Origin of the sequence: Microcystis sp. M_QC_C_20170808_M3Col (assembly GCF_007095505.1) — a bacterium.
Lineage (GTDB): Bacteria > Cyanobacteriota > Cyanobacteriia > Cyanobacteriales > Microcystaceae > Microcystis.
Genome location: NZ_SFBY01000288.1, coordinates 1 through 4,895, shown reverse-complemented (window position 1 = coordinate 4,895; position 4,895 = coordinate 1). Strand labels below are relative to the sequence as shown.

Sequence of the window (4,895 nt, the reverse complement as noted above, 5' to 3'; positions counted from 1 at the left end):
TAATACTATCCATAAAGGGTGTCTTTTTCCTTTATCTTTCCGAAAGTCCTTGACTTGTTTCAGTTTTTCTATTAAGCTCAACATATGTTTAAAAAGTTGGCGGTCACTTCTCATTTTACAAAGACAGTGATCGCTTTTACTTTTGATATTCTGATGGGAGAATGAAACAGCCCTACCGCTAACCCTACGGGTGTAACGGGGGCATCCTGCCGACATTCAAGGTAACAAGGGCAATTCTTGTCAGAGGGCAGATAAAAGTCTATGCGGATGGCGAGACTCGAACTCGCAAGGCGTAAGCCACACGCCCCTCAAACGTGCGTGTCTACCAGTTCCACCACATCCGCTTGATTTTAGCTTAACCAGTATAGCACAGAAAAAAAATAATCTGCAAGCAACTTTTAAAAATTACTGCCGCACAACTTTCGCACCACCTGAGTTAGTACGGATAAACCTTTTAGGGAACCTTGAATCAAATGGAAGGCCGGGATGGGACGGATTAACATTTGTCGAGCTAGGGGCAATGGTAGCAGCTGACCTTGATTATCAATTGCCGGGGCTAAATCGGGTAAATCCTGCGTCACCTCGTCGCTAATCACGCGCACAATTGCCACTTTTTGCCCCGATAAAGCCTCTAAAATCCTTGCTCCTTCCATATCGACCACCTCATAGCCCCCCTGTCCTAAACGTCGTTTTTCCTCGGACTGGCTAATCAGGCGATCGCTGGTTAAACCTTTAACGAGGCTATATCCGGTTAATTGGGCGATTTCTGCGGTTATTTCTGGTTCGCACTGCCAATAATTCCCCTTTTCTAGGCCACAACCTTGATAGATTACCCCATCTCCGACTCGATAGCGATCGCTGAGACTGCCCGCTAATCCCATCAGCACAATTTTTCCTTTGAGCTTATTAAGAAATTCTAGAGATAGCTTAGAGACTGGGGAACTGTCGAGGAATTCTGGAGCGCCAAGGTTAATCGGGATAATTTGCGGGGCTAAATCGCCGATGTTTCTTAATCCTCGACGGATTGAGCTATGCTCGGCCCCCCGGGGAACGAGAATAATATCTTCAGGTGTGAGCATGAAATTTTTGAGAAAGTTTCCTAATTAGTCCATTGAGATGTTATAAACAATAATAGTGAACTAATTAGGAATAATTCTTAAGTAAATGGCCCTGCCACCGACTGGGCGATTGTCTTTCCCACCATGAAAAAGTCTGTCATTCTGCGTTTATCCGAGGTTAACAAGCGTTTTCCCGCTTCTACTAATCTAGCTGTCGATAATATCAGTTTTAGTTTAACAGAGGGCGAAATTCTCGGATTATTGGGCCCGTCGGGCTGCGGTAAAACCACTCTACTCCGGATGATTGCGGGATTTGAAAAACCATCTCAAGGAGTGATTGAATTGGGAGGGCGAATAGTTGCCGACGAAAAAACCTTTATTCCCCCGGAAAAACGCAATACGGGCATGGTTTTTCAGGATTACGCTCTTTTTCCCCATTTAACCATTGCTGAAAATATCGCCTTCGGGTTAAAAAATTCTGGGGAGAAATTATCGAGCAAAGCTATTAACGCTAGGGTGGCGGAAACTTTGGATTTAGTCGGACTGCAAGGACTAGAAAAACGTTATCCCCATCAGCTATCGGGAGGACAACAGCAAAGAGTCGCCCTCGCCCGCGCTTTAGCCCCAAAACCCTCTTTAATCCTCTTAGATGAACCTTTAAGTAATCTCGATGTGCAGGTACGGCAACGGTTACGGCACGAGATCCGTCATATCCTGAAAGCGACCGGTATCTCGGCCATTTTTGTCACCCACGACCGGGAGGAAGCAATGGTGATCAGTGACACAATTGCAGTCATTTGTCAAGGAAAATTAGAACAAATTAACAATCCCGAAGCAATTTATAGTCATCCGGCCTCGCGATTTGTGGCCGAGTTTGTCACCCAAGCGAATTTTCTCCCCGCTAGACGGGAGGGGGAACAATGGCAAACCGAGATAGGAGTCTGGGAAATTGCCGATGGTCAAGATTTGGACAAAGGGGAATTGATGCTCAGAGAGGAAGATGTCAAAATTAAGCCGGATGAGACGGGAGAGCTAGTTATTTGCGATCGCCAATTTTTGGGGAGGGAATACCGTTATTGCCTGCTAACGGCCACCGGCAGCCAAATCCACGCTAGAACAACGATTAACACCCAATTAGACATCGGTACAAAGGTAAAACTATCGATTATTCCCGATAGCGTTCGTGTATTTGCCGACTGATAACTGATACTAAATCCGTTGAGTATAGGCTAGTTATGAGGAGAGGCAAAAGGCAAAAGAGGGAATAGATAATCAGTCCATAGTCAAAACTCACTCCCACCGAGTAAAGTCCCAGAATATTTAATCTTTTTCCGCTTTCCAGTGGAGTTCAATTAATTTTTTCTTAAAGCCAAGCCTTCCTAGTATTATTGTATCTAAATGACAATTTTAGTCGCTTTTTTAGGCTTTAATTGTTAATTTTGTGCGGTTGATTAAGGATTTTTACTTACTTATTTAACCCCCAAAAAAAACTGGATGTAAATCCAGTTTTTCGGGTTCCTTGTTTTTTGGTTCATGAATAATGCAGGTTAGTCAAGCGCTGTCTTTCTTTTGGGAAACGGGAATATAATCGCTAACGTCTCCCGTAACCACACCACCACGCTGTCCGTCAATACTGACCGGAACATCGCCCACGATGGTGATTCGTTGCACCCGACGGGGGCGATCACCATAGTCCGCAATTGCGTAATGCTGGGTAGAACGATTATCCCAAAAAGCGATATCCCCCACTTGCCAACGCCAACGTACCGTGTTTTCCGGACGAGTGACGTAGGATTGCAAAAGTTTTAGGGTATCGAAAGAATCCTCTGAAGAAAGTCCTTTAATACGACGGGCGAAGGACCCTAACACCAGTGATCGCTCACCGGATTCAGGATGAACGCGCACCGCCGGATGGATAGCCTCATAAATTGTCGATTGGAAAACCTTGGCGTAATCCCTTTTGGATTGGGAAATCTCAACCGTAGAAGCGGCATAATCCGAGTGATTGGTATGAACAACCCACAGGTGCTCAGCTAAGGCTTTCAAATGGGTTGGCAAATCTTCATAGGCTGTCACCGTATTAGCCCACATCGTATCCCCTCCATATTGCGGAATAATAACCGCACGTAAAATCGAGCCTAATGGTGGTCGTTCTACAAAGGTAACGTCGGTATGCCAAAGATCCGTATAGGCATGGTGTCGCCGATAATCTAAATCGAAAATTTCAGGGTAATCCGTTAAGTAACCCGGTACAGTGGGGTGAGCTTTCGTCAACTCGCCAAAACGACGGGCAAAAGCGATGTGACCCTTTTCGTCTAAGGTTTGTTGTCGAAAAAAAATAACTTTGTATTGAATCAACGCTTTACGGATCTCCGCGATTAGATCATCGCTCGGATTTTGACTCAGATCGATGCCAACGATCTCGGCTCCAATTCGCCCGGCGATCGGTTGAATATTGAAATAGTTGAAACCCATAGATTTATCCTCCAGTTCCTAGTTCTCACCGTCTCAGATCGGTGACTTAAATACGAAAAATGCAAGAGCAAATGTGGTGATATAGGAGTTTTCATCAGAATGAGGTATGGGCAAGGAGCTCAAACCCTTTGTTTGCAAAACTTGTCGATACCTCACTAACGTGAAAAGGGCTATAACGGGATCTCTTTTAGAAAGTAAACGTGGTTCTGACTGTCCCGATGATCCCGTCGGGATTTCCCGCATCCTGGTTAGGCGCAGTGATCCAGATCACCCCCGGCGTGATCGAGATATTCTTTGTCACTTGGTACTTATAAAACGCCTCCAGATGGAGCGAGAGATCGTTCGGGCTAGTATCTCCCCGATACGGCTCTGCGCCCACCACGAGACCGCCTAAATTCCCCTCTTTCCCCAGATCGGGAAAGCCGAGTCCTAGCGCATAGTACCAGATATCGGCACTACCGGAACCGCTAGTCCTTCGGGCGTTGGTGTAACCGAAGAAACCGTTAAGAATCACGTAGGGGTTAAACTGGAAGAAACCCGAGGCCCCGTAGGAGTTCGAGGAAACCGGCCCGTTAAAGGGCGCGTTCGCGGGAGCCGTACCGATTTTCGCCCCTCCCGTGCCGAAGTCGAAGAGAGGTCCGTCCGGTTGATAAGCGTGGACGTAGGTGAGCGCAATACCCGCGTTCGTGCCGGGCAACCAAGCTAGTTGGAACAGGGTGTTATATTCCCCGTTAAATAAACCGTTTCCCGGATTGGGGTTTCCCGATGTATCGTCTCCCGCCAGATAGCCGGCGCTAATGGTAAACTGTTTGCCGACGTTGTAATTTAGACCGACTCCCGAACCCCCGCCGAGGGTGTAGACGGGATTGAATTGGGCGAAGATACTGAGGGCTTTCCGGCCGTTCGTCCCTCCCCCGATCACGGGGTTGAGGGTCGGGGCGAAATCCCACCAGCGACCGCTATAGGCCGGGAGATAGACGTACAGATCGCCCACGGGAAACTCGTAGGCGAGCCAGTCGAGGACGATATCGTTGCCGTTCCCCGCCGGGAGGTTAAAGGTTTGGTTGCCCTGGGCGTTATTGGGGAATCCGGGGAGTTGCAATCGGGTCGTACTACTGGCCGCCAATCGGACGGTTAAGAGGTCTTTTCCAGTAAAGCTAGACTCCAAGGATAGACGAACCCGATCTTGAAACACAAGGTTACTTCCCTGTATCGAACCTTGGAACGCGTCGGTCAGGGCAAAGATTACTCACCGTTCGCTTAAATAAAAAAGCGATCGAGGACAAAAAAGGTTAAAATCCTTGTGTAGTAAAGGGTTTGGTTGAAGGAGTTAAGAAAATTCCCACACAGATAAAGTCAGAA

The 4,895-nt window shown here is 47.2% G+C and carries 4 protein-coding genes and 1 tRNA gene; 1 reads left to right on the top strand and 4 read right to left on the bottom strand.

Going from position 1 to position 4,895, the window contains the following annotated elements:
* Positions 1-262: 262 nt before the first annotated feature.
* Together EWV84_RS12980 and EWV84_RS12975 are read right to left on the bottom strand one after the other, a co-directional pair.
* Positions 263-344, bottom strand: a tRNA-Leu gene (locus tag EWV84_RS12980).
* A gap of 54 nt (positions 345-398) precedes the next feature.
* Positions 399-1,079 carry a nucleoside phosphorylase-I family protein gene (locus EWV84_RS12975; RefSeq protein ID WP_287078312.1) on the bottom strand — a complete coding sequence of 227 codons (681 nt, stop codon included), beginning with the start codon at positions 1,077-1,079 and terminating at the stop codon, positions 399-401.
* A gap of 123 nt (positions 1,080-1,202) precedes the next feature.
* Between EWV84_RS12975 and EWV84_RS12970 the strand changes: the two genes are divergently transcribed.
* Positions 1,203-2,258, top strand: coding sequence for an ABC transporter ATP-binding protein (locus EWV84_RS12970; protein ID WP_287078311.1), 1,056 nt, complete (start codon positions 1,203-1,205; stop codon positions 2,256-2,258).
* A 351-nt stretch (positions 2,259-2,609) separates the two neighbouring features.
* Here EWV84_RS12970 and EWV84_RS12965 read toward each other — a convergent pair whose 3' ends face one another.
* Entirely contained in the window at positions 2,610-3,533 is a 924-nt protein-coding gene (locus tag EWV84_RS12965) for a TauD/TfdA dioxygenase family protein (protein ID WP_287078310.1), read from the bottom strand.
* Positions 3,534-3,720: 187 nt separating this feature from the next.
* Positions 3,721-4,770: an iron uptake porin gene (locus EWV84_RS12960; protein WP_416361027.1), complete on the bottom strand. Its 1,050-nt coding sequence runs from the start codon at positions 4,768-4,770 to the stop codon at positions 3,721-3,723.
* Between the last annotated feature and the right edge of the window lie 125 nt (positions 4,771-4,895).

Bases quoted from the DNA above. Each gene is read 5' to 3' on its own strand.
- EWV84_RS12975 (WP_287078312.1), bottom strand. From the start codon at position 1,079: ATGCTCACACCTGAAGATATTATTCTCGTTCCCCGGGGGGCCGAGCAT.
- EWV84_RS12970 (WP_287078311.1), top strand. From the start codon at position 1,203: ATGAAAAAGTCTGTCATTCTGCGTTTATCCGAGGTTAACAAGCGTTTT.
- EWV84_RS12965 (WP_287078310.1), bottom strand. From the start codon at position 3,533: ATGGGTTTCAACTATTTCAATATTCAACCGATCGCCGGGCGAATTGGA.